Source organism: Mesorhizobium sp. ISC15 (genome assembly GCF_037162615.1).
In the GTDB taxonomy this organism is placed as follows: Bacteria; Pseudomonadota; Alphaproteobacteria; order Rhizobiales; family Rhizobiaceae; genus Mesorhizobium; species Mesorhizobium mediterraneum.
Map to the genome: position 1 here is coordinate 2813389 of NZ_JAVSPX010000001.1, position 23046 is coordinate 2836434.

The 23046-nt window shown below is 60.9% G+C and carries 21 protein-coding genes and 1 pseudogene; 12 read left to right on the top strand and 10 right to left on the bottom strand.

Annotated elements, in window-relative coordinates; all coding sequences use genetic code 11:
• The first annotated feature begins 20 nt into the window (after positions 1–20).
• Together smc and RPG13_RS13555 are read left to right on the top strand one after the other, a co-directional pair.
• Positions 21–3479, top strand: coding sequence for a chromosome segregation protein SMC (smc, locus tag RPG13_RS13550; protein ID WP_127288635.1), 3459 nt, complete (start codon positions 21–23; stop codon positions 3477–3479).
• Between the two features lie 172 nt (positions 3480–3651).
• Positions 3652–4638, top strand: a complete 987-nt coding sequence (locus RPG13_RS13555; RefSeq protein WP_337125247.1) for an NAD-dependent epimerase/dehydratase family protein — start codon at positions 3652–3654, stop codon at positions 4636–4638.
• Between the two features lie 160 nt (positions 4639–4798).
• Here RPG13_RS13555 and RPG13_RS13560 read toward each other — a convergent pair whose 3' ends face one another.
• The 8 genes from RPG13_RS13560 to RPG13_RS13595 form a co-directional block, all read right to left on the bottom strand.
• The gene (locus RPG13_RS13560; RefSeq protein WP_095486151.1) at positions 4799–5629 is read right to left on the bottom strand and encodes a BtpA/SgcQ family protein; all 831 of its coding nucleotides are present in this window, start codon (positions 5627–5629) and stop codon (positions 4799–4801) included.
• Positions 5626–6534, bottom strand: a complete 909-nt coding sequence (locus RPG13_RS13565) for a ribokinase (protein ID WP_337125250.1) — start codon at positions 6532–6534, stop codon at positions 5626–5628. The genes RPG13_RS13560 and RPG13_RS13565 overlap by 4 nt, the downstream gene beginning before the upstream one ends.
• Before the next feature lie 3 nt (positions 6535–6537).
• The gene (locus tag RPG13_RS13570) at positions 6538–7308 is read right to left on the bottom strand and encodes a glutamine amidotransferase (protein ID WP_095486149.1); all 771 of its coding nucleotides are present in this window, start codon (positions 7306–7308) and stop codon (positions 6538–6540) included.
• 37 nt (positions 7309–7345) lie between these two features.
• Positions 7346–8437 carry a phosphotriesterase family protein gene (locus RPG13_RS13575; protein WP_126103218.1) on the bottom strand — a complete coding sequence of 364 codons (1092 nt, stop codon included), beginning with the start codon at positions 8435–8437 and terminating at the stop codon, positions 7346–7348.
• Between the two features lie 4 nt (positions 8438–8441).
• Complete coding sequence (locus tag RPG13_RS13580) at positions 8442–9452, bottom strand: ABC transporter permease (RefSeq protein WP_337125251.1); 1011 nt, start codon at positions 9450–9452, stop codon at positions 8442–8444.
• Entirely contained in the window at positions 9449–10246 is a 798-nt protein-coding gene (locus RPG13_RS13585) for an ATP-binding cassette domain-containing protein (RefSeq protein ID WP_126103216.1), read from the bottom strand. The genes RPG13_RS13580 and RPG13_RS13585 overlap by 4 nt, the downstream gene beginning before the upstream one ends.
• A gap of 74 nt (positions 10247–10320) precedes the next feature.
• Positions 10321–11259 carry an ABC transporter substrate-binding protein gene (locus RPG13_RS13590; RefSeq protein ID WP_127205517.1) on the bottom strand — a complete coding sequence of 313 codons (939 nt, stop codon included), beginning with the start codon at positions 11257–11259 and terminating at the stop codon, positions 10321–10323.
• 119 nt (positions 11260–11378) lie between these two features.
• Entirely contained in the window at positions 11379–11990 is a 612-nt protein-coding gene (locus RPG13_RS13595) for a cupin domain-containing protein (RefSeq protein ID WP_337125254.1), read from the bottom strand.
• 350 nt (positions 11991–12340) lie between these two features.
• Between RPG13_RS13595 and RPG13_RS13600 the strand changes: the two genes are divergently transcribed.
• The 6 genes from RPG13_RS13600 (at position 12341) to RPG13_RS34935 (ending at position 18681) form a co-directional block, all read left to right on the top strand.
• Entirely contained in the window at positions 12341–13273 is a 933-nt protein-coding gene (locus tag RPG13_RS13600; RefSeq protein WP_245461501.1) for a complex I NDUFA9 subunit family protein, read from the top strand.
• A gap of 99 nt (positions 13274–13372) precedes the next feature.
• A complete protein-coding gene (locus RPG13_RS13605; protein WP_127205514.1) occupies positions 13373–13609 on the top strand; it encodes a hypothetical protein in 237 nt (78 codons plus the stop codon).
• A gap of 173 nt (positions 13610–13782) precedes the next feature.
• Positions 13783–15555, top strand: a complete 1773-nt coding sequence (locus tag RPG13_RS13610; protein ID WP_127205526.1) for an SLC13 family permease — start codon at positions 13783–13785, stop codon at positions 15553–15555.
• 249 nt (positions 15556–15804) lie between these two features.
• Positions 15805–16341 (top strand): lasso peptide biosynthesis B2 protein, encoded by a 537-nt coding sequence (locus tag RPG13_RS13615; protein ID WP_337125257.1) that lies wholly within the window; start codon positions 15805–15807, stop codon positions 16339–16341.
• A gap of 15 nt (positions 16342–16356) precedes the next feature.
• Positions 16357–18237: an asparagine synthase (glutamine-hydrolyzing) gene (gene asnB / locus RPG13_RS13620; RefSeq protein ID WP_337125259.1), complete on the top strand. Its 1881-nt coding sequence runs from the start codon at positions 16357–16359 to the stop codon at positions 18235–18237.
• Positions 18238–18498: 261 nt separating this feature from the next.
• Positions 18499–18681: a lasso RiPP family leader peptide-containing protein gene (locus RPG13_RS34935; protein WP_442921337.1), complete on the top strand. Its 183-nt coding sequence runs from the start codon at positions 18499–18501 to the stop codon at positions 18679–18681.
• A 1-nt stretch (position 18682) separates the two neighbouring features.
• On the opposite strand, the gene RPG13_RS13625 is transcribed toward RPG13_RS34935, so the two are convergent.
• A complete protein-coding gene (locus RPG13_RS13625; protein ID WP_337125261.1) occupies positions 18683–19015 on the bottom strand; it encodes a tail fiber domain-containing protein in 333 nt (110 codons plus the stop codon).
• Here RPG13_RS13625 and RPG13_RS34940 point away from each other — a divergent pair.
• The 4 genes and pseudogenes from RPG13_RS34940 to RPG13_RS13640 form a co-directional block, all read left to right on the top strand.
• Positions 18932–19303 (top strand): annotated as a pseudogene (locus RPG13_RS34940) (methyltransferase domain-containing protein); the annotation flags it as partial. The gene RPG13_RS13625 and the pseudogene RPG13_RS34940 overlap by 84 nt on opposite strands.
• Positions 19304–19319: 16 nt before the next feature.
• Positions 19320–20051, top strand: a complete 732-nt coding sequence (locus RPG13_RS13630) for a hypothetical protein (protein ID WP_337125263.1) — start codon at positions 19320–19322, stop codon at positions 20049–20051.
• A complete protein-coding gene (locus RPG13_RS13635) occupies positions 20048–20917 on the top strand; it encodes a hypothetical protein (RefSeq protein WP_337125265.1) in 870 nt (289 codons plus the stop codon). Before RPG13_RS13630 ends, RPG13_RS13635 begins: the two co-directional genes overlap by 4 nt.
• Positions 20914–21192 carry a PqqD family protein gene (locus RPG13_RS13640; RefSeq protein ID WP_292710265.1) on the top strand — a complete coding sequence of 93 codons (279 nt, stop codon included), beginning with the start codon at positions 20914–20916 and terminating at the stop codon, positions 21190–21192. The genes RPG13_RS13635 and RPG13_RS13640 overlap by 4 nt, the downstream gene beginning before the upstream one ends.
• 94 nt (positions 21193–21286) lie before the next feature.
• On the opposite strand, the gene RPG13_RS13645 is transcribed toward RPG13_RS13640, so the two are convergent.
• Positions 21287–22966, bottom strand: a complete 1680-nt coding sequence (locus RPG13_RS13645) for an ABC transporter ATP-binding protein (RefSeq protein ID WP_337125268.1) — start codon at positions 22964–22966, stop codon at positions 21287–21289.
• Positions 22967–23046: the final 80 nt, after the last annotated feature.

Genomic DNA, 23046 nt, shown 5'->3' on the forward strand with positions numbered 1-23046 from the left:
TTGGCTATGGGGCGGCGCGAATGAAGTTCTCGCGCCTTCGCCTGCTCGGGTTCAAGTCCTTCGTCGAACCCGGCGAGTTCGTCATCGAACGCGGCCTGACCGGCATCGTCGGGCCGAACGGCTGCGGCAAGTCGAACCTTGTCGAGGCTTTACGCTGGGTGATGGGCGAAAGCTCGTACAAAAACATGCGCGCGTCCGGCATGGACGACGTCATCTTTTCCGGTTCCGGAACGCGTCCGGCCCGCAATACCGCCGAAGTCACGCTTTTCCTTGACAACAGCGACCGTACTGCGCCCTCGGCCTTCAATGATGCCGATGAGCTGCAGGTTTCGCGCCGCATCGAGCGCGAGGCCGGTTCGCTCTACCGCATCAACGGCAAGGAAGCCCGCGCCAAGGACGTGCAACTGCTTTTCGCCGACCAGTCTACCGGCGCGCGCTCGCCTTCGATGGTCGGGCAGGGCCGCATCGGCGAGCTGATCCAGGCAAAGCCGCAGGCGCGCCGCGCGCTTCTGGAAGAGGCGGCCGGCATTTCGGGCCTTCACACACGCCGCCATGAGGCCGAGCTGCGGCTGAAGGCGGCCGAACAGAATCTGGAACGGCTGGACGACGTCGTCGGCGAACTCGAAAGCCAGATCGAAAGCCTTAAGCGCCAAGCCCGCCAGGCGTCGCGCTTCAAGAACCTGTCGGCCGATATCCGCAAGGCCGAAGCGACGCTGCTGCACCTGCGCTGGACGCTGGCCAAGACGCAGGAAGGCGAGGCCCGCTCGGCGCTGGCGATCGCCACGGCGCTGGTCGGCGACCGCGCCGCCGCCCAGATGGCTGCCGCCAGGGAGCAAGGGATCGGCGCGCACCGGTTGCCGGACCTGCGCGATGCGGAAGCCGCCGCCGCTGCCGCCTTCCAGCGCCTGTCGATCGCCAAGACGCAGATCGAGGAGGAAGCGGGCCGCATCCGCGCCCGCCAAGTGGAACTCGACCGCCGCCTCCAGCAGCTCGACGGCGACATCACTCGCGAGGAGCGGATGGTCCGCGACAATGCGGATATCCTCGAACGCCTCGCCACCGAAGAAGCCACGCTCAATGCCGAGAATGCAGGCGCCGCCGAGCGCGAGGCCAGTACCCGCGCCGCGGTCGAACAGGCAGCGTCGACGCTTGCCGCGAGCGAAGCCAAACTCGCCGGGCTGACGGCCGAACGGGCGGAGGCCGCCGCCTCCCGCAACCAGATCGAGCGAACGCTGCGCGATACCGCTGAGCGCCGCGACCGTTTCGCCCGCCAGCTCGCCGATGTCGACCGGGAATTGTCCGACATCGCCTCCAGGGTCGCCGGCCTGCCCGATCCCGCCGAAAAGCAGCTTCTGGTCGAACAGGCGCTGGCGCTGCTGGAGGAGACCGAAGCCGCGGCGATTGCCGCCGAACAGGCTGTCGCCGAGGCGCGTACGGCGGAAAGCGCCGCCCGCCCGCCGGTTCAGGATGCGAAGGCCGAGCTGGCGCGGATCGAAACCGAGGCCCGCACGCTGGCCAAGATCCTGAATGCCGCCAGCGGCGACCTCTTCCCCTCCGTCCTGGAGCAGATCAGCGTCGAACGCGGCTACGAGACGGCGCTGGGAGCGGCCCTCGGTGAGGATCTCGACGTGCCGCTCGACCGCAGCGCACCGGTGCATTGGGGCCAAAGCGAGGTCCAGCCCGGCGACGCCGCTCTGCCCGAAGGCATCAAGAGCCTTGCCAGTATGGTGCGCGCGCCGGCGCAACTGGCCCGCCGATTGGCGCAGATCGGCATCGTCGAGGCCGGCGACGGAAAGCGGCTGCAGGCGCTGCTCGCCCCCGGGCAACGGCTGGTAAGCCGCGAAGGAGCGCTCTGGCGTTGGGATGGGTTCACCGCCAGCGCCGACGCGCCGACCGCGGCCGCGCAGCGGCTGGCGCAGAAAAACCGGCTGGCCGAACTCGACGCCGAGGCGGTCGACGCGATCCGCATCCTGCGCCAGGCCGAAGAGGCTCTCGCTCATGCCGAGCAGGCGCTTACCCAGGCGAGCGAGGCCGAGCGCTACGCCCGTCAAGCCGGGCGTGATGCCCAGCATGGGCTGGACGCCGCCCGCAGCGTGCTGGCCGAGGCCGAGAAGGCCGGCGGCGAGCTGTCGAGCCGACGCGCAGCACTTGACGAGGCGCGCGCGCGCATCGTCGACAGCCATGAAGAGACGGCGGCGGCCTTCGTCGAGGCGGAGATGCTGCTGCAAAGCGCTCCCGATCTCGGTGATCTCCAGTTGCAGCTCGAACAGTCGGCCGCCAACGTTGCTCGCGACCGCGCCACCCTTGCCGATGCACGCGCCGTCCATGAAGGCTTGAGGCGGGAAGCCGAAGCGCGAACGCGCCGCCTTGAGGCCATCGGCGCGGAACGCCGCAACTGGCTGGCGCGTGCCGAAAACGCCTCGACGCAGATCGCCGCACTCGGCGAACGCAAAGCCGAGGCCGAGGCCGAGCGTGAAAGACTGGCCGACGCACCCGATGAGATCGACGCCAAGCGGCGCGCTTTGCTGTCGCAGCTTGCCGAAGCCGAAAGTCTGCGCCAGGCAGCCGGCGATCGTTTGCAGGAGGCGGAGAACCGGCAGTCCGAACTGGACAAGGCCGCGACATCAGCAATCCAGTCGTTGGCCGAAGCGCGCGAAACGCGCGTCCGCGCCGAAGAGCGGTTGACCGCAGCCGACGAAAGACGGCTCGAGGTCGAGGCCCGCATCCAGGAGACGCTGAACACGCCGCCGCATCTGGTCATCCGCCACACCGGCCTGGAGGCCGACAGCCCGATGCCGGAGATGACCGAGATCGAGCGCCAGCTCGACCGGCTGAAGATCGAGCGCGAACGGCTGGGCGCCGTCAATCTGCGCGCCGAGGAAGAACAGAAGGAACTGTCCGACCGGCTGGAGACCATCGTTTCCGAACGCGAGGACATCATCGAGGCCATTCGCAAGCTGCGGCAGGCGATCCAGAGCCTGAATCGCGAAGGCCGCGAACGGCTGCTGGCTGCCTTCGACGTGGTCAATGGCCATTTCCAGCGGCTGTTTTCGCATCTGTTCGGCGGCGGCACGGCGGAACTGCAACTGATCGAGTCCGACGATCCGCTCGAGGCTGGTCTCGAAATCCTTGCGCGGCCGCCCGGCAAGAAGCCGCAGACGATGACGCTGCTTTCCGGCGGCGAGCAGGCGTTGACGGCGATGTCGCTGATCTTCGCCGTGTTCCTGACCAATCCCGCGCCGATCTGCGTGCTCGACGAGGTCGACGCGCCGCTAGACGATCACAATGTCGAGCGTTTCTGCAATCTGATGGATGAAATGGCAGCCACCACCGAGACGCGCTTCGTCATCATCACGCACAACCCGATCACCATGGCCCGCATGAACCGGCTGTTCGGGGTGACCATGGCCGAGCAGGGCGTGAGCCAGCTCGTGTCGGTCGACCTGCAGGCTGCAGAGGCCCTGCGCGAGGCGAGCTGACGCGTCGACTAGACCGCTTGTCGGTAGCGCTTACAGGGACTCTCGGTTGTAGCACGAACTGAAACGGTCGGTTCCGTTCATTCGGATGTAGCATTTTGATGTTGTGCATGATCCTTTCCGAAATCGATCTCGATTTTGCGATCATGTGCCGGCATATGCGTGGAGAACCTTGTTGCCTATACTTGTCACTGGAGCCGCGGGATTCATTGGCAGCCATGTTTGCCACTACCTCCTGAACAGGGGGGAAGCAGTCGTCGGCGTCGACAACATGAACGACTACTACGACCTGGCGCTGAAAAAAGGACGGCTCGCCCGCCTTCAGCCTGACAAGAAATTTTCATTTCATCAGATCGAGATCGCCGAACAGGGCGCGCTCGCTACCGCTTTGGCCGGGCAAGGCATAACCAGGATTGTCCATCTCGCTGCTCAGGCGGGTGTGCGCCATTCGATCGACAATCCGCGCCTCTATGTCCGTTCCAATGTCGTCGGCCATCTCGAAGTGCTTGAATTCTGTCGCGCGCAGCCCGCATTCGAGCATCTGGTCTATGCCTCGTCGAGCTCGGTCTATGGGGGCAACCGCAAGGTGCCGTTCAGCGAGACCGATCAGGTCGACAGGCCCGTCTCGCTCTACGCCGCCACCAAGAAGTCAGATGAATTGATGAGCCATACCTACGCCCATCTCTTCGGGGTGCCGCAGACCGGCTTGCGGTTTTTCACCGTCTACGGTCCCTGGGGCCGGCCCGATATGGCCTATTGGATATTCACCAAGGCGATGCTCGAGGGCAAGCCGATCCGGGTGTTCAACAACGGCGAGATGTGGCGGGATTTCACTTATGTGGACGATGTGGTGAGGGCGGTCGTTGCCGTGCTCGACCAGCCGCCCGTGGCCGAGGTTCCGCCGAGCAGGGTTTACAATGTCGGCAACAACCGGCCGGTGCGGCTGGGCGATTTCATCGACACTCTGGAGAAACTGCTCGGTGTGAAGGCGATCCGCCACAGCGAGCCGATGCAAAGCAGCGACGTCGAGCGGACCTATGCCGACATGACCGCCATGGAGCGCGATTTCGGCTTTAAGCCGAGCGTTTCAATCGAAGACGGGCTGAAGAAATTTGTCGACTGGTACCGGTCGGAATGGGCTGCGGGATCAACGACAAGATGATGGCGGCCTGAGTATCGTCATCGCCGGGTTCTCCGCGCGTCAGCATATACCGAAGAACTTGCCGGTGATACGCGCCACGTCCCACCGAGGCTCCGTCGTCTGCATTGTGACGTGGCCGGTTTGTAGCCTTGAGCCTCGCGCCATAACCAGCCCAGCTCGATCATCGCCTCAGCCCGGCCATGAAGGCCTTTACTCTGGCGGGGTCGACCTGGTTCCACCAGACGCCGTCATGCTTCAGCGCGCTGGCGATGATGACGCCATCGACGATGCCAAGAATATCGTTTGCATTGTCGGGCGTCACGCCGCTGCCAACCAGCGTCGGTAGGCCGGCAGCCTCTTTGATCATGCGGATGTAGCTCAGATCCGCAGCGTGCCCGGTGCGCTGACCGGTCGCTATGATGGCATCGGCATCGAAGAAGACCAGATCCTTGACCAGTTCCTCCACCGGGCGGTCGGCAACGATCGCGTGCGCGCCATGCTTGACATGAGCATCAGCGAAAATGCGGATGCCGTTGGCGCGCAGCTTGGCGCGGTAGCGTGCTGCGCGACCCGATTCCCCCTCGACAAAACCCTCGTTGGCGACATAGGCATTTGCCCATTGATTGACGCGGATGAAGCCCGCGCCAGCGGCACTGGCGATGGCAAGGGCCGGGATCGCGGCGTTAGCGAGCACATTAATGCCGACCGGCTTGCCGAGTTCGCGGCGAATACGGTCGGAGATAACAGCCATATAGGCCGCTGTCTCCGGCCCAATATCGTCAGGTTTGGCAAAGGGGATGTCGCCATGATTCTCGACGATCACCCCGTCACATCCGCAATCGAGATAGGATCTCGCATCATCGAGGCCCCGCTGATAGATCGCCTCGACCGCCTCGCCGTCAAAGCGCGGCGCGCCAGGAAGCGGCGCAAGGTGAACGACGCCGATCACCACCTTGGTGCGGCCGAAAAGTTCTACGAGCGCGTCGCCGCCTGATTGGCCGAGTTGGGTCATGAGAACTCCGTTTGATCGATGAGCGCCGCCATTTCAGACGCGGAAGGACAGGATATCAGTGTGCCCGGGCGAGTCACTGCAATTGCCGCCGCCGCGAGCGCGAACTTCAGCGCTGAGATAACCGACATTCCCTTGGCAAGCCCGCCGGCCAGACAGCCGCAGAACACATCGCCGGCACCGCTGGTGTCGAGCGCTTCGACGCGCGGCGCCGGCAAACGACGCGGTCCTGCCTGGTCCGGGCCAAGCACGAGACAACCTTCAGCGCCAAGCGTGACCACAACTGTCCCGGCGCCTTTGGCCGCGAGCGCGTCGGCCGCGGCTGCCATATCACCCTGGCCTGTCAGTGCTTTCGCCTCGGACTGATTCACCACCAATAACTGCGCCAGACCGAAGTCAGGCAGAGCCGCCGCATCGATAGGGCTGGCGTTCAGGACGGTGCGCGCGCCATTTTGCCGTGCTGCCCGCAGGCAGGCATTTATCGCGGCGGCTCGCAGGTTTCCTTGGCAGACAAGGATGTCGCCAAACGCGATCCGGCGGGCAAGCGCAGTTTGCGCGATCGGATCGAACGCCTCGCTGCAGGCGACACCGCTGACGATGAAATTCTCGCCGCTAGCCTCAATGACGATAGTCGAGCGGTCGCTTGGCAGGTCAAATTCGCTCGCCTCGAGGTCAGACAACTCCCTGTCGAGGCGGCTCCTGATCCATGCGCCTGCGCGGTCCTTGCCGAGCGCCGTCCAAAACGTCACCGCAGCACCCGTGCGCGCGGCCGCAACCGACTGGTTTGCGCCCTTGCCGCCGAGGCCGTCGGCGTAGCTGCTGGCGTTTAAAGTCTCGCCGGCGGCAGGGAAGCGGCCGACGCGAAACATCGTGTCGACACAGGCATTGCCCACGACGTGGACGTGCATCGCTCAGCTCTCGCCGGTCGCCCAGCTCAGCATCTGTTCGAACAGGGTTTTGTAGCCTTTCCAGGCGATGAACTCCGGTGGCAGCCAATGCGGCCCGACATCGGATGTCCAGGCCACAGTGCGGCCCCTGCCATAGTGGCCGGTGACGAGCAGCGGCAGCGATCCGTAGTCCGACGACACGGTCGCCAGAACTTCCGCCCCGTCCTTCAGCGTCACCTCGTTGAAGCCGAGCAGGATCGGCCAATCCGCACCGAGACCCTTCAGGATGGGATGGCTGGACGAGGCTTGCGGCATAGGCGAAAAACCTTCCGGCACCTCGACGCGGTCGTCGAACGCGAGGCAGTTCACCGGCAGGACCTCCTCGACCGGCGTCTTGCGGTAACGCGCGCCGCCATTGATGCCTTGGAAGCTATAGTAGCCGCCGAACATCAAAAGCCCGCCGCCATCGCGCACGTAGTCGCGCAGCAGGCGCAAGCGGTTCGGCGTCGGCTTCGAGTGGACCCAGGTGTCGGGATGCAGAAGCAGCGTATTGGCGCCGATGTCGGAGAGCACCACCGCGTCATAGGCCGAAAGCGCCTCCATCGTTTGCGGAAAGCTGCGCTGTGCCTCATGCGCCGGCATGAAGGTCACGTCGAAGTCGGTCGCCTTCAGGGCCGTCAGCAATTCGTCCGCGCCGGTGTGATAGGTGACCGTCGGAAACTGGTCGAAACCCTTGATATGGGTCGCGGTCGACACCCAGGATTCACCGGCAAGCAGGATCTTTTTCTTGGACATTTGAACTCCGTCGTAAGTGTAAGCCGTAAGTCTGCGCTTAATTCTGCCGCGAGAACACGGCCTTCGGATTGGCGATCAGCATGCGGTCGATGGCTGGCCGCTCGACGCCATGCCGTTTCAGGCGCGGTATGAAATGCTTCAGGATATAGCCGTAGCCGAAACCGCCGAAGCGGGTCAGCATGATCTTGAGGAACACATCCTGCGACAGCAGCAGGCGGTCGCCGAAGCCGGCCTCGATAAGTGCCGCAATTGCCCGCGCGTTCTCTTCGTCTGAGGGCGACTGCGCGTCCTGATCGGCATAATAATAGTCCATGCCGATCATATCGTATTCAAGGAATGCGCCGCGCCGGGCGAGGCTTGTCTGGTAGTCGAGATCGTTGTGGCTCGGATTCATATGGCACAGCACGGTGTGGCGGAGATCGGCGCCCTCGGCCTCGACGACATCGAGGACCTCGTGCGCCAGCCGCTCCCAGCCCGGCAGGTGGATCGATAGTGGCACGCCCGTGATGCGCGAGGCCCGCGCCGAAGCGCGCAGCGACTTTCGTTCCTCGGCGGTAAAATCCTTGCTGACGCCGACCTCGCCGATCAGGCCGGCCAGGATCGGCGGCTGCGTCTCGCCGCCGCCGACGTCGTCGACGATGAACTCGGTCACTGCGTCGACATCCATGGTCTTCAGCCATTCGGGATGGGTGTGCTCAAGATAGAAGCCGGTGCCCATGACGATCTTCAGTCCGGACACGCGGCCGATGCGGGCGAGTTTTTCCGGCTCGCGGCCGATGCCGATATTGGTCGCGTCGACGACGGTGTGCCCGCCGAGCGCACGATAGCGCTGCAGCTCCGATAGCGCGAGATCACTGTCGTCGAGCGAAACATTGTCGCGGTTGACGTAAGGGTTCATGCGCAATTCGCCGATGATCTCGATGTTAACCGGCTGCTCGGCGAGCGCCAGGTCGTCGGGATGACAGGGACATTTCCAGGTGCGCGCGCCGTCGAGCAATATGTGCTCGTGCATCAGCGTAATGCCCATTTCTTCGACCGGAACGGGGCCGAGCACGGTCATCACATGGCCGGTTTCGACCCCGATCGCCAGCCGCTTCCTGGGAGCCGCGTCATCGAAGAGATCACTCATAGGCTCAGCGGCTCCGCACGGCGCCGCGGAACAGGCGGAAGTTCAGCCAGATGGCGATCAGGATGATCGTTCCGGTCACGATCGGCGTCAGGAAGGGCGACAGATGCGCCAGGATCAGGCCGTTGCCGATGACGGCCACGGTAAGCGCGCCGAGCACCGTGCCGACGATCGTTCCGCGGCCGCCGAACAGGCTGGTGCCGCCAAGCACGACGGCAGCGATCACTTCGAGCTCAAAGCCTTGCCCGGCATTCGAGGACCCGGATCCGAGCCGGGCAGCAATGATGATCCCCGCAAGCGCTGCCGCGGCCGCGGAAATCACGTAAACGAAAAGCGTCGTCAGCCGCGTGTTCACGCCGGCGCGCCTAACCGCTTCGGCGTTGGCGCCGATGCCGGTCACGTAGCGGCCGAACGGCGTCTCGTTGAAGGCGATATAGGCGATCGCGAGGATCGCCAGCGCGATCAGCGCCGGCGCCGGCACGCCAAGGAGCCAGGCGCGGCCCAGCACCGTGAAAGGGCTTCCCGGCTCGATAGGGATGGAGTAGCCGCCGGTGATCAGCAGCGCCACGCCACGGATCACCGAAAGCCCGGCAAGCGTGACGATGAAGGCCGGGATGCCCTCATAAGCCACGAAATAGCCTTGTATCGCGCCAAGCAAGGCGCCCAGCGCAAGCATGGCGATGATGACCACAGGCCATGGCAAGCCGAGCTGCAGCAGTGTTGCCGACAACGTTGCCACCAGTGCCAGCACGGAGCCGACCGAAAGGTCGATGCCACCCGTGGTGATGACGAAGGTCATCGCCGCGGCGACGATCAGCAATGGCGCCGACTGACGCAGGATGTTCAGCAGATTGGGCGACGTCAAAAAGGCGTCCGTCGCCACCGAGAAGATGACGCAAACGGCCAGAAAGAACAGCGCAATCGACACGACACTGCCATTGGCGAGCACCGCATCTCGCCATGTGCCTTCGCGGACCCTCCGAGACTGAGCGGAGTGGGTCGAAGTCACCTCGCTCATGCTGATGCTCCATCGCGATGGGCGTTGTTGGCGGAACGAGCGTTGAACTTGCGGCCCACGATCAGGTTGACGACATCCTCGATATTGGTTTCGCCGATCAGCCGCTCGGCGACGTTGCGTCCTTCGTACATGACCTGAATGCGGTCGCATACGAGGAACAGATCCTGCAGGCGGTGGGTGATCAGAATGACGCTGACGCCGCGGGCGCTCACGGTGCGGATCAGGTCCAGCACAGCCTCGACCTCGGCGACGGCAAGCGCTGCCGTTGGCTCATCCATAATCAGCACGGACGGCTCGAACGAGGCGGCGCGGCCGATCGCGATCGACTGCCGCTGTCCGCCGGACAGGTTTTCGACCTTGAGCCGCGTGTCGGCGATAACGATGCCGAGTCGGTCGAGCATCTGGCGCGTTTGCTCGTGCATGCGCTTCTTGTCGAGAAAGGAAATGCCGGCGATGCGGCGGCGCGGCTCGCGGCCGAGAAAGAGATTGCCGGCGACATCGACCGTGTCGCAGAGTGACAGATCCTGATAGACCATCTCGACGCGCGCTGCGCGCGAATCCGCCGGCGAGTTGAAGGTCACCGGCATGCCATCGATCTCGATCGTGCCGGCATCGGGAACCACCGCCCCCGACAGCACCTTGCTCAACGTTGACTTTCCCGCGCCATTGTCGCCGACCAGCCCCAGGACTTCGCCCGGCCTCAGCACCAGCGACACGTCATCGAGCGTCTGGATGGCGTTGTAGCGCTTTGAGATACCGCTCATCCGCACCCGATAGGTCTCGCCACTGCTCATCTTGGATCCACCGGATTTGCAAAGCGTCCGCGGCGTAGCCTCAAGCGGCGCCGCGGACCGGTCATCGATGCAGTTTACTGGAACATCGCGCGGTATTGCTCGACATTGTCCTTGGTCACGATCGTCACCGGAATATTGATGATCGGCTCGACCGTTTCGCCCTTCTTGAGCTTGGTCAATGCTTCGACAGCGGCCTTGCCTTCACCGGCCGGATCCTGCTGGACGACCGCCGCCACCCAACCATCGTCAATGCCCTGAATGACCTGCTTGGTCAGGTCCCAGCCGAACACCTTGACGTCGCCGGTGCGGCCTTGGCTGGTTACGGCCGAAACAGCGCCGAGCAACGCCGGCTCGCCGGTCGCATATAGCGTCGTCATGTCCGGATTGGCGGTCATCAGATTCTCCGAAGCGCTCATCGCGGTCTCCTGAACGTTCTGGCCGTCGACAGTGTCGAGGAACGTGATCGCCAAGCCGCTGTCCGTGACCGCCTTCTTGAAACCGTCGAGCCGCTGGTTCTGGATGAACGAATTGAGCGCGCCGACAATACCGATCTTCGCGGTGCCGCCCATCTCGGACTTCACATAGTCGGCGTAGAACTTGCCGATATCTTCGCCGGCCTTGGCGTTGTCGACTCCGATGAACGCAACGTTGTCGCCGTCGGGGATCTGCGCGTCGATGGCGATCACGGGGATGCCGGCCGCCTTCGCGGCGGTGATTGCAGGCTTGACGCCGTTCACGTCGATGGCGACCAAAATGATGCCGTCGACTTTCTGTGTGATGTAGTTCTCGATCGCGTCATTTTGCGCGCTCGGCACGTTGTTGGCATTGAAGATGACCAGCTTGGCGCCGGCGGCGTCGGCCGCTTTCTGCGCGCCCTCGTTGATCTGGTTGAAGAAGAGGGCCTGCTGGTTGATGTTGACGAGAGCGAACGTATCGGCGAACGCCGATCCCATTGCCGTCGAGCAAATGGCGATGACGGCGGCGCAACGGACGAGAAGTTTGAACGGACGCATTTACGGTTCCCCTTGCTTGCGGGCCAAACCTGTTCGGCTGGTCCCATTGGTGCTACAGGCACGAGACAAACATTCAAGAGACTTGAATGTTTGTCAACTCCTTTGAACTCGTGCGCAGGTCAGAAGGTCGCCGGCGTGTTGACCCAGAAAATGCTGGCTCTCTCCTTGCCGATGTTGCGGTAATGGTGCGGCAACTCCGACCTGAACACGAATGCATCGCCAGTGGCGAGATCATGGCTCTTGCCATCGACGATCAGCTTGATCCGGCCGGCGAGCACATAGCCGACTTCCTCGCCGACATGCTGGATGGGACCTTCGCTCTCGCCGTCTGCCTCGATATGATGGATATTGCACTGCAGCAGGTGACCGGGCGAATACGGAATAATGCGTTCGAGCGAGATACCCTCGCCGCGCCTTAGCGCGTCGAGCGAGATCAATGGCCGCGCGCCTGCGCGGAACACGATCGCCTCGTCGTCGTCGACCTGTTCGAACATCCAGCCGATATTGGTCTCGAGAACTTCGACCAGGCGGTGAAGCATAGGCAGGGATGGCGAAGCCTTGCCGTTCTCGATCTTGGACAAAAGGCTTTCAGAGCAGTTGGCAGCTGTCGCCAGCGTCTTCAGCGTCATGCCACGTGTCTGGCGGGCGAGGCGCAACCGCGTTCCAAGCCGCGCAGCATTTACGGTGGCGGCCATTTCGGACTCTGGCCGTCGCCGATCGATTTTGTTCATCCGTTCGCCAACCATTCAACAGTCATTGGACAACTGTCGCGCGAGCAAAAGACAGCGGCGACCGATTTGCAAGTGGTGATCTGTCAATTTCGACGCTGCAGTGCCGCGACCAGGTTTTGATAACACGGATAAAGCAACTCAGCGTCAAAAACACTCGCCAACGGGCGAACGGACGGTGATGCGCGAGGCGCCACAGCGATATCGGCCGTGCCTCGACAAACCAGCGCTGACTGGAACAAAAAGCTTTCCTGCGTTGTTCTCCAACCGTCCTGACGTTCGATGAGGCTGGTTCATACGCCGGCCAAGGACAATCCTCGCGGCAGGCACGCGAAGAAGGGATGGCGAGGCAAATGGATCCCGACGATCTCAACACAAAACGGATCGTCACCGTGTTCGGCGGAACAGGCTTTCTCGGGCGAAGGATCGTGAAGCGGCTCCTGGAAAGGGGTTTTACGGTCCGCGCCGCATCCCGCCAGCCGGCTCGCGTAAGCCAAGTTTTTTCCTCGACTGCAATGATGCCCGAAGCCGTCGAGGCGGATGTATTGGATGCGTCCTCGATCGGCTCGGCCATTGCCGGATCACAGGCCATTGTGAATGCTGTCAGTCTTTATGTCGAACAGGGCGCCCAGACGTTTGAACGGGTGCATGTGGAAGCCGCCGCTGATCTCGCCGCCGCGTCGCGCGATGGCGAGGTCGACCAGTTCGTCCAGATTTCGGGGATTGGCTCCGATCCTCAATCGGATTCGAATTATATTCGGGCACGTGGGCAGGGAGAAATTGCCGTGGCGAGCGCATTTCCCGGCGCTTTCATTGTGCGTCCCGCCGTCATGACCGGACCTGACGACGTTTTCCTCACGACGATTGTGAGGCTGATACGCCTCCTGCCGGTCTATCCGCTGTTCGGCGACGGCGGCACACGGCTTCAGCCGGTCTATGTGGCAGACGTCGCGGAAGCAGTGAGCCGGCTGATCGACGGGCGAAACCACAAGGGTTCATTCATATTCGAATTCGGTGGCCCGCGCATCTACACCTATACGGAGCTGCTGCGGGAGGTCGCCCGGCAACTCGACACCCACATCAGGCTGATGCCGGTCCCCTTTGCGGCGTGGGACGCCTTGGCTGGCCTCGCGGAACTCCTTCCGGCCGCGCCCATAACGCGCAACCAGGTCGATCTTATGCGGCACGACAATGTGGCAGCAATTGGCGCGCCGGGCCTGAAGGAACTCGACATCGAGCCGCGGGACATCGACGAGGTGATCCGCTTGATCGAACGGCGCGCGTGATGCCGGCGCGCGCTCGTCTCCTGCTCTACGACCCTGACGGGAACCTATCGCGATGCGGCGGGTTGGTCGAGCTTGAGCCAATGAAGAAGGAAAAGAGCTATGGCCAGATGCGACCAGTGCGGGAATGACTATGACAAGGCTTTCGAAGTGAAGCTAGCGGAGGAAACCTATACGTTCGACAGCTTCGAATGCGCGATCCAGAAACTCGCTCCGATGTGCCCGCATTGCGGATGCCGGATCATCGGACATGGCGTCGAACAAGATGACATCATCTACTGTTGCGCCCATTGCGCCGCGGAGGAAGGTGCGAGCGCGCTGACCGATCGCGCACCATGATGCAACGCAACCGGGATCATGGCCCCCAAGAGCCAGGACTCGGCACGGGCTTATCGGCAAGCATGGAAGTTCAGCATTCAGAAGCGTGCTAGCAAAGCCGTGATCAGCGAAAGCAACTAAAGGGCGGATTGGCCGTTCTGATCAGCCGTATTAGCGGCGGGGCATCCGAAGACATGACTACGCCGCAAATTCTGTCGTTCGCCGTTACCTTCGTGATGATGGCAGCGTTCGTTTGGGGTCGATATCGATATGATCTGGTCGCAGCCGCGGCACTGTTGCTTGCACTCGCGGTTGGCATTGTGCCTTTTGACGAAGCCTTCAGCGGGTTCAGCGACGATATCGTGATCATTGTCGGCAGTGCCCTGTTGGTGAGCGCGGGCATAGCACGCTCGGGCATCATGGAAGTCGCCATCAAGCGCTTTGCTCCGAATTTATCGGGCGTTCGGTCGCAACTGGCGCTGTTGGTGATCGTGGTCACGATCCTGTCTGCCTTTGTTAAGAATATCGGTGCGCTCGCTATCATGATTCCGATCGCATTCCAGTTCGCGCGCCGGTCGAGTATTTCACCCTCGATATTCCTGATGCCTATGGCGTTCGGGTCACTGCTCGGCGGACTCATGACGCAGGTGGGGACATCTCCCAATATCGTTGTGTCCCGTGTGCGGGAGGAACTGACCGGAACCGCCTTCACGATGTTCGACTTCACACCTGTTGGAGCTGCGCTGGCCGCCGCCGGAACGATCTTCCTGCTGTTTTTCTATTGGCTGTTACCGGTGCGCGAAAAGCTCGGCGGGTCGCTGAATGAAGCCATCGACATCAAGAATTACCTGACAGAGGCTCGAATTGTCAGCGATTCCACGGTGCTCGGGAAAACCGTCGCAGACCTCATGAAGCTTTCCGGCGGCGATGCTATCGTGACGTCGATTCTGCGCAATCGGACTATGCGGATGACGCCGCTGCCCGATGCTGTCCTCAAGGTGAACGACATTCTGCTGCTCGAAGGCGACCCAGAGGCGCTGGATCGCCTTGTCTCCCAGGGCAAGCTCAGCGTCACGGGCAATAGGGTCGGCGGTGGCGACACCACCAGCGAGATGGTAGCCATCGAAGCCGTAATCGGTGAAAGCTCCTCCTTGATCGGCTGGACAGCCCAGCGCCTTGCCCTTTACGACCGGTTCAACGTCAACCTCCTGGCCGTCAGCCGTCGCGGCGAGCGCCTCGACCGCAGGCTGGCCGAAATCGAGCTAAGGCTCGGCGACGTCGTCGTGCTGCAGGGCAATGCAGCGACGATACCCGAGATACTGCGTGAACTCGGCTGCCTGCCGCTGGCAGAAAGGGCTATCCTGCTTGGTAGTGTCCGCAAGGGGATCGTGCCGGTAATGATCCTTGCTCTCGCCATTGTGGCGACAGCGTTTGGGCTGCTCCCGGTCTCCGTCGCTTTCTTTGCCGCCGCGGTCGGGATGGTGCTTTTCAAGGTCATCCCGGTCCGGGAGGTCTACCAATCGCTGGATGGCCCAATCCTCCTCATGCTCGCCGTTCTCATTCCTGTGAGCGATTCGCTACGCAGCACAGGGGGGACGGGAGTAATTGCCGGCGAGCTTGCCAAATTGGGAACCATTCTTCCGGCGCCCGGCGCATTGATGCTCATCCTTGTCGCCGCCATGGCCGTTACGCCATTCCTCAACAATGCCGCCACCGTTCTTGTCATGGCGCCCATCGCCGCCGCATTTGCCGGCGATCTCGGCTACAGGCCGGAAGCATTTCTAATGGCAGTCGCCATTGGCGCCGGCTGCGATTTTCTCACCCCGATAGGCCACCAGTGCAACACGCTCGTCATGGGGCCGGGCGGCTACCGTTTCAGCGATTATCCACGCCTGGGGCTGCCGCTATCGTTCCTCGTCGTCATTGTTGCTGTGCCGATGCTAATGATCGTATGGCCAATGAACTGATATGCGATACAGGGACCTTTCGCCGGCCGACGAAAACAACCCTCGCTGCCGAATCGAGAAGGCTGGCACATCAGCATAGCGAACATGGACCTCGCGCGCCGGCGACGGATTGTTAACCACACCGGAAGCACAACACTATCGGAGGTGATGCGTCAGCCAATCAAATGGCGTGATGATAGAGGGTAGTCACCCGAGCGCAAGCGGTTACAATTAGCGATCAGATCAGTTATCAACCGAACGCAGGCGCTAGTGACCAATCGATTGAAAAAATTTCTGGCCCTGACGGCCGCACAACGCAGGACGGTGATCGCTGCAATGTTGCTGTTACCATTCACTGCAATGGTTTTGCAGATGTTTGGTTTCCGACGTGCAAGAATTATACTGATCTGGATTTGCGATCTTCGAAGCGTGAGGGGGGGTGCAACCCTATCACTCACGCCTCGTAAATCACCGCCGCCTCCAAACGTTCCGGTTGCGGTTTGCAACCCCGACCGGCTTCACTCAATGGATGGGGAGACCGATTTTTATGGACAGGCACAAGAGACCGCTCGTCTGGTATCCATTGCCGCGTATCGTGGTTCATACTCCGGCAACTGCCTGAAGCGTTCCATGACGCTTTGGTTTTTGCTGCGCCGGCAAGGCATCGAAGGAGAACTGCGCATCGGCACGCGGAAGGCTGATGGCAAATTTGAAGCCCATGCTTGGGTCGAATACCGGGGCAAGGTTCTTAACGACACGGTCGATGTTGGCGAGCGCTTTGCCGCATTCAAGCGCAATTTTGGTTGATGCCATGGGGATGATATGAGCGGCATCGCCGGGATAATTCATTTTGACGGTAAGCCGGTCGAACCCGGGTTAGTGGAAAAAATGACCACGGCCATGGCGCACCGGGGCCCGGATGGCATCCACCATTGGGTGAAGGGCTCCATCGGGCTCGGCCAATGCATGCTTCGCACCACGCCAGAGTCGCTGGAAGAAACCCAGCCGCTGACGAATGAGGATGCAAGCCTTGTCCTGGTCATGGACGGGCGGGTGGACAACTGGGAGGAACTGCGGGGGGAACTGCTGGGGCGCGGCGCCGTACTTCGAGATCGCTCGGATGCTGAACTGGTGCTGAGAGCCTACCAGATTTGGGGGCGGGAATGTTTGCCGCATATCGACGGCGATTTCGCACTGGTAATCTGGGATGCGCGGCGACAAGAGGCCTTTTGCGCCCGCGACCGCATGGGCAACAAGCCTTTCAATTACCATTGGGACGGCAAAACACTGGCCTTCGCCTCAGAGTTGCAAGCGATCCTTGCGCTGCCTTGGGTGAAGCAGGAACCCAATGAAGGCATGTTGGCCGAAGTCCTAGCGTGGGAATGGTATTCCAGGGATGAGACTCTATGGAACGGTATCCTGCGCCTGATTGCAGCACATCGAATGGTAGCCGGGAACCAAGGGCCGCGACTCGAACAATACTGGGAACCGAATCTTTGGGCGATGTTGCCGTTTCGCAAGGACGAAGAATACATTGAGCATTATCGCGAATTATTGTTCGAGCGCGTCAGGCGTTTGTCCCGGTCGCATCGGCCGGTCGCCATTGAGGTGAGCGGCGGACTCGACTCCTCCGCGGTGTTTTGCGTGGCGGAACACCTGCGCCGCTCGAACAGACTGCTCACGCACGGCATAAATGGCTACACGTTTGGCTTCACGGAGGAGGAAGGCGAGGCCAGCGAGCTCCCCTACGCGCGGGCCGTGGGCGAGTATTTAGGGCTCCGGATTCATGAGACTCCTCCTTCCAGGATGCCTCTTTCATGGTTTGCGGAACGCGCCCGGTCCGGCCGGCAGTTTCCGGGGTTTCCGAACACGTCAATGTTTGCTGGCCTATGGCAGCAAACCGTTGCGCACGGGAGCCGCGTTACGTTGAACGGTCAAGGAGGAGATCAATGGCTGCAAGGCTCCCGTGCATATTACGCAGAGGCACTGGCGCAAGTGCATCTGCGTACGCTCTATGACTGCGTCAAAACCGACGCGACGACATTCGGCACGCGGCAGGCGGTGAGTTGGCTCATACGGCAGGGGTTTTTCCCGCTACTGCCAATCGCCCTCCAGGAGGGTCTCCGCCGCCTGGTTCGTAGGGTGCGCGGGAGCGCGTCCATCAACGCTTGCTACTGGCTCTCGCCGCGGATGGAGGAAGTGATCCGGCTGCGTCGCGAGCGTATTCTCCCATCACACCATAGGCGAGTGCGCAGCGTCGGCCAGAGGGAGCTACTTGAGACTCTATACGATGTTCGCAGTGCCCAGGTGATGGAGGATCTTGAGTGCCTGGGCGCCCATTGCGGGAGCGAAATGCGATACCCGCTCCACGATCCCAAGCTCGTTCAGTATGCGTTTTCGCTACCGGAACGGCTGCGGCTGCGTGGGGATAGAACCAAATATATCCATGTCCAAGCTTTGAAGAATCTACTGCCGAAGACGATCCTCGAACGGAAAAGCAAGGCAGAATTTTCAATCGTGCTCCTTGAGCATCTGGACCGGATGCAAGCCATATTGACCGAGACGATCCCCCATGAGCGTAGCACCTGGGTTGATCGGGACGGGATGGCCCGGCTATTCCGGGCTTATCGAGACAATCCACGGGCTGGCTGGCCGAAATGGATTTTGTGGGGAATTTATGGATGCCATGTAACGTATCGTTGATGCCATATAAGGGACTGTTTAATGGTCATATAACGTACTGTTAATGGATGCCATGTAACGTACCGTTGAAGCCATGTAGCGTACAGTTAGATATCTTGATCGTCACATCGGTTCAATTTTCGATGAATGCTGCGCGTCAGGGTTGCGCCCGTTTTCGATTGGTGGCAAGGTGCCATCTTGCTCAAAAGTCACCGAGAACGTCCAGATAGTTCATCTGACGGTTTCCTGAGAGATTTCCATTCAGCGTAAAGGCCGAGTAAAATGAAAAGCAATCTGAACGAGCAGCAGACGCCATCCCACCTCACCGTTGAAAACAAAGCTGCCGAGCCAAACAAGGCGCCCTATTCGACTCCCACATTGCAAATCTACGGTTCTGTAAGCGCGATAACTAGGGGCGGTCCAGGAAGCGGGGTAGATGGTGGCAATTTTACTATGATGGCGTAGTTCACCCTCTTGTAACCGTCAGGATGAACGCTTGCGGCTTCCGGCATGACCGCTCAACCTCGTCGGCCATTACACCAAACTGCCTGCCAAGGCCCCACTGTTCGCGGTATTCAGGTTTGTAGTCGAACAGATAGGGGCCGATTCCAAGCGAGTGGGTGCCAATGCGGATGACGTTCTCTTTGGCGCGCCGGTCGGACGGATACGGCACCCCTCTATTCATCGAGCTGTGCGGCGGAATGCCGTGAGTTCCGTGCTGGAGGAACACTTGGGGTATGTCGGCGATTCGGTAAGACTTGAACAGTTCAAGTCCGCTGTCGCCCAAGTCGTCAAACATGGGGATTACATCACGGATCTCGGTTGTGGCACCGGGATTCTGGGGCTGTTGTGCTTGCAGGCGGGCGCGTCCCGTGTGTACGCCATCGACGCAACCGACATGATCGAGGTCGCACGGGAATCCTTCGTTCGCGCGGGATGGGGTGGCCAGGCGATTTTCATGGGGGACTACTCAACGCGGGCCAACCTGCCCGAACGGGTTGATGTGGTGATCTGCGATCAAGTCGGCTACTTCGGCTTTGATGCTGGCATCATCGAGTATCTCGCGGACGCCAGGCGGCGTTTCCTGAAGCCGGGGGGGGGCATTGATCCCCGCCAGGCTCAGGCTTCAACTCGCCGCAGTGGAATCGGAAACCAGTTACGGCTTGGCCGACGGGTGGCGGCGAGAGGGCGTACACAGCGAATTCCATTGGCTGGGCCAATACGCCGTCAACACCAAGTATGCGGTCAATCTTCAGCGGGAAGAATTGCTTGGCGCCCCCGCAGAGCTGGGCAGCATCGATTTTCGTGAAGACAATCCGGACTTTTTCTCCTGGGATGCGGAGTTGCGCATAGAGCGCGATGGCGTCGTGCACGGACTCGGCGGCTGGTTCGATTGTGAGTTGGCCGAAGGGGTGTGGTTGACGAACTCGCCGCTTGCCGATCGTCCAATCAAGCGCCCTCAGGCTTTCCTGCCCATCGGCGAAGCCGTCGAGGTAAAATCCGGCGATGTGGTGAGGGCGAGGGTGATGGCGCGCCCGACGGATTCGGTTATCGCGTGGGAAATCGAAATCCCTTCCGGAGGGCGGAAATTCAGCCATTCGACCTGGCAGGGCGAGTTGCGGACGCCGGCCGAGATCATGAAACGGAATCCCGCGCATGTGCCCCGACCCAACTGCCGAGGGCAGGCAAGAATGATTGTGCTAGGGCTTTGCGACGGTCAAAGGACCGTCAGGCAGGTTGAAGAAGCCGTGCTGCGCGAACACCCCGGCTTGTTCCCTTCCGTGGAAGAAACAGCGCGATTTGTCGCCCAGGTGCTGGGCAAGGACACGGAATGACGGTGGACTTTCAGATCGAGGACGCTCGCCCGCAAATGCCACTTGACGCCACCTTGTTTCACCAGTGGGTTTTCCCAGACGGAACTTTGTGGACGGACTTCTACCGCATCGGGGGAGCCTACCTGCTGCGTTTTCCCGAACTGGCGGATTTCCAGCTGAGTCAAGATGGCGGACAGATCCAAGCATGGCCGGTGCAGGGAGTCTCCGGCGCAACCATTCAGCATCTTTATCTGAATCAGGTTTTGCCCTTGGCGCTCAGCAAACAGGGGAAGCTGGTTTTGCACGGCAGCGCGGTCGAAATCAGCGGCGAGGGCATCGCATTTATCGGCGAGTCAGGCCGAGGCAAGTCCACGCTGGCGGCAAGCTTTGCAACCGACGGGTTCCGCTTCCTGACGGATGATGGGCTGCTGGTAGAGCCTTGCGACGGTGGGTTTCAGATTATGCCGAGCCATCCTTCGATCCGCTTATGGGGAGACAGTGAGGAAGCCTTGGTCGGCAAGGATGGTGTTCGGAAAGCGCCCCCGGTGCAGTTCACATCGAAGGCGCGTTTTCTTGCGGGCGATGAGATCGCCTTCTGCGGGCAACCCCGGCGCTTGCGCCGGGTGTATTTTCTTGGCGAGGGTGTTCAGCAGGAAGCGGTGTTCGAGGGTATGACCGGGCGCGAAGCTCTGATGGAACTAATGAAGCATTCTTTCTTACTTGAAATTGAGGCACACGAATTGCTTGCCGCCCATTTCGATGAATTGTCCAGCCTGGCTGGGCAACCAATTTTTTACCGCCTGGATTATCCCCGTCGCTTTGAAGACCTGTCGCGGGTCAGGCAGGCCATTGTGAAACACGCGTTTAAGGTGGGTGAACCGGCATGAATTTGACTGACAGAGTGGCGATTCCGGCGCAAGTGATGGCGCGACAGGTGGGCAATGAAACAGTGATCCTGGACCTCGCCAGCGGAACGTATTTTGGGCTGGACACGGTCGGAGCACGTATCTGGATACTACTATCCGAAGGAAAAACCATCGGCGAAATCTGCCGAACCATGCTCGACGAGTACGAGGTCGAGCCTGCGCCCTTGGAGAAAGACGTATTGAGCTTGTTGCAAACGCTCGAACGCCAGGGGCTGATCAAGATTGAAGAGCTATGAGTGGATAAATTTGTATGTCTAGCAGCAGGCGCGCGATAGCCGGATCCGAAGCACGAGTTCAGTTGAGCCGGACTGGGTGATGGTGAGGCTGGACTTACTCGGCGCTTGTCATGATGCCGTCATCCAGCTTGAACACCCGATCAGCCAGCGCCAGGCTCGCCGGTCGGTGGGTTATCAAAAGCACCGTCCTCTGTCGCAGCACATCGACGCATGCCTGCAAGAACTCGCGCTCCCCCTCCGGGTCGAACATAGCGGTGGCTTCATCAAGTATTAGAATCGGCGGATCTTTCAACAGCGCCCGAGCCAACGCCAACCGCTGCTGTTGCCCTCCGGACAGCCTCACGCCCCGATCGCCGATCGGCGTCCGGTAGCCCTGCGGCAATTGCATGATGAAATCATGCGCGCGGGCCGATCGCGCTGCTGCCTCGATCTCATCCTGGGTGGGCTCAGGCCGCCCATATGCGATGTTGTCGCGGACGCTGGCGTTGAACAGCAACACGTGCTGAGGCACAACCCCTATCTGGCTGCGCAGGCTATGCAAGGAGACCGTGGAAATATCCACGCCATCGATGAAGATGCTTCCCTTGGAAGGCTCATGCAATCGCATGAGCAAATGCGCCACAGTGCTCTTTCCTGCGCCGTTGGGACCTATGATTGCTATTGTCTCGCCCGCGGCGACGGATAGATCGAGGCACCTCAATGCAGGCTCACGCCCCGGGTACCTGAACGTGACGCCGCGGAATTCGATGTTGCCGTTTATTTTACCCATCTGCTTGCCCGCATGCCAGCTCGGCTCAGGTTCTTCGGCCAAGGCTGTCGCGAGCCGGCTTAGCGCTCCGCGCGCGCGTTGGGTCTGTCCATAGACGTCGGCGAGCCCGGCCATCGGTCGAGCCATGACTTGGGCGTAGAGGAGAAAACTCACCAATTGAGGCACGGTGAGAGCCCCATCGCCAATTTGCCCTTGGGCCAACCAAAGCATAAGAACGATCGCAGTCGCCGTTACAAGCTGAACCCCCGGCCCCAATGCGGCATGGATAGCGCGCTCCTTGGCGCTCAGGCTGACGACGCGCTCGATCTGGTTCCGATAACGCTGCGATTCTTGCTGTTCGCGCGTGAAGGTCTTGATGGCGGGAAGCATGCCGAGGTTTTCCTCAGCAATGGCGATGGCAATGGCGTGCTCCTCCTGAAGTTGGAGCGCCAATGGCCGCATGCGCCGTCCGAAAATTTTAAGCAGTAGATAGAGCAAAGGAATCATGATTGCAGCGGACATGGCAAGAAGAGAATCAATTCGGAACATTAAAGCCAATGCCCCACTGACGGTGAAAAAGAGCGGCAGGGCAGCAAGTGCGGTGCCGCTGATGTAATCGCTCACGACGTGCACATCATGGGTGAGTAGCGCGAGCGTATCGCCGTGACGCCGCCGATGGGAGAAAGCAAGCGGTAAGGCCTGAAGGTGGTCGTAAATTCGAATTTTCAAGTCCGCCAGTATTTGTGTAGTCGTCCCACCAATCAGGTATATATTGCTGAATTTTAAAACAGCCTGAACCGCGAACAGCGCCAGTGCTCCTAGAAAAAGTACCTGAATATCGATCGTGCTGCTGCTTGCGCGTTCTTGGAGAAACGTTTCAGCAAGCCTGCCACCAAGCCAAGGCATAACCAATAAAGCAGCGCTTTCGCATAGCATTAATACCAGACCAGCGGCCAATGCCAGGCGATAAGGTGCCGCTAAATTCAGCAGAATGGTTGTCTCACTAATTTTCGATAATCTGTTCATAGTTCCACAAGAGATAGATCGATATGATCTGCTGGAGCAGGCACCAATAGTCAGGCTGCATCATCAATCGCGGTAGATTT

Excerpts from the sequence above, each read along its gene's own strand:
- smc (WP_127288635.1), top strand. The coding sequence starts at position 21 with ATGAAGTTCTCGCGCCTTCGCCTGCTCGGGTTCAAGTCCTTCGTCGAA.
- RPG13_RS13560 (WP_095486151.1), bottom strand. The coding sequence starts at position 5,629 with ATGACCCAACTCGGCCAATCAGGCGGCGACGCGCTCGTAGAACTTTTC.
- RPG13_RS13565 (WP_337125250.1), bottom strand. The coding sequence starts at position 6,534 with ATGCACGTCCACGTCGTGGGCAATGCCTGTGTCGACACGATGTTTCGC.
- RPG13_RS13570 (WP_095486149.1), bottom strand. The coding sequence starts at position 7,308 with ATGTCCAAGAAAAAGATCCTGCTTGCCGGTGAATCCTGGGTGTCGACC.
- RPG13_RS13575 (WP_126103218.1), bottom strand. The coding sequence starts at position 8,437 with ATGAGTGATCTCTTCGATGACGCGGCTCCCAGGAAGCGGCTGGCGATC.
- RPG13_RS13580 (WP_337125251.1), bottom strand. The coding sequence starts at position 9,452 with ATGAGCGAGGTGACTTCGACCCACTCCGCTCAGTCTCGGAGGGTCCGC.
- RPG13_RS13585 (WP_126103216.1), bottom strand. The coding sequence starts at position 10,246 with ATGAGCAGTGGCGAGACCTATCGGGTGCGGATGAGCGGTATCTCAAAG.
- RPG13_RS13590 (WP_127205517.1), bottom strand. The coding sequence starts at position 11,259 with ATGCGTCCGTTCAAACTTCTCGTCCGTTGCGCCGCCGTCATCGCCATT.
- RPG13_RS13595 (WP_337125254.1), bottom strand. The coding sequence starts at position 11,990 with ATGAACAAAATCGATCGGCGACGGCCAGAGTCCGAAATGGCCGCCACC.
- RPG13_RS13600 (WP_245461501.1), top strand. The coding sequence starts at position 12,341 with ATGGATCCCGACGATCTCAACACAAAACGGATCGTCACCGTGTTCGGC.
- RPG13_RS13605 (WP_127205514.1), top strand. The coding sequence starts at position 13,373 with ATGGCCAGATGCGACCAGTGCGGGAATGACTATGACAAGGCTTTCGAA.
- RPG13_RS13610 (WP_127205526.1), top strand. The coding sequence starts at position 13,783 with ATGACTACGCCGCAAATTCTGTCGTTCGCCGTTACCTTCGTGATGATG.
- asnB (WP_337125259.1), top strand. The coding sequence starts at position 16,357 with ATGAGCGGCATCGCCGGGATAATTCATTTTGACGGTAAGCCGGTCGAA.
- RPG13_RS34935 (WP_442921337.1), top strand. The coding sequence starts at position 18,499 with ATGAAAAGCAATCTGAACGAGCAGCAGACGCCATCCCACCTCACCGTT.
- RPG13_RS13625 (WP_337125261.1), bottom strand. The coding sequence starts at position 19,015 with ATGTTTGACGACTTGGGCGACAGCGGACTTGAACTGTTCAAGTCTTAC.
- RPG13_RS13635 (WP_337125265.1), top strand. The coding sequence starts at position 20,048 with ATGACGGTGGACTTTCAGATCGAGGACGCTCGCCCGCAAATGCCACTT.
- RPG13_RS13640 (WP_292710265.1), top strand. The coding sequence starts at position 20,914 with ATGAATTTGACTGACAGAGTGGCGATTCCGGCGCAAGTGATGGCGCGA.
- RPG13_RS13645 (WP_337125268.1), bottom strand. The coding sequence starts at position 22,966 with ATGAACAGATTATCGAAAATTAGTGAGACAACCATTCTGCTGAATTTA.